The 487-nt window shown below is 65.1% G+C and carries 1 protein-coding gene; it reads right to left on the bottom strand.

Annotation, left to right across the window (positions count from 1 at the left end):
* The coding region (locus GCN78_RS28920) for an IS1595 family transposase (protein ID WP_152254750.1) at nt 1-487 on the bottom strand (487 nt) is incomplete at both ends.

Genomic DNA, 487 nt, shown 5'->3' with positions numbered 1-487 from the left:
GCCACGCCGTGAAACGGCCTTAACCATTCGCGCAGGCGGCTGTGATATGCATTGACGTTCTGCACATGCGCGGCGCCCTGCACACGGATGCCGGCGCGCAAGTTGACGGCCTGGTGGCTGAGGCCCGCCTCCCGCGCAAACGCCCGATAGGCGGCATGGCCATCCGTGACCAGCAGGATATCCTGGTCGATGACAGGCAATAAACAGCGGTGCAGTTGCGCCTTCGTCAGCGCGCCTCTGCCCGTGACGAAGTCGAGGGTCTGGCCCGTGCGGTCGCGCGCCACCAGGATGCAGACTTGCTCGTTCGACATGCCGCGCCGTTGCGCATGGCCGCCCCGGCGGCGGGCCGGACGCGTCATCTGCCTGGATCCCTTTTCCGACTCCAGCACATATAACTCGTCGGCCTCGGCGATGCCATGCAGGCCATGCGGCCGGTCCGTTTTTGCCAACGATAAAAATCGGTGGCGCCAGCGAAACGTGGTGTTGC

The sequence above is a fragment of the Janthinobacterium rivuli genome, assembly GCF_009208735.1.
In the GTDB taxonomy this organism is placed as follows: Bacteria; Pseudomonadota; Gammaproteobacteria; order Burkholderiales; family Burkholderiaceae_D; genus Janthinobacterium.
The sequence above is the reverse complement of the archived record's forward strand: the minus strand, read 5'-3'. Positions and strand labels throughout refer to the sequence as shown.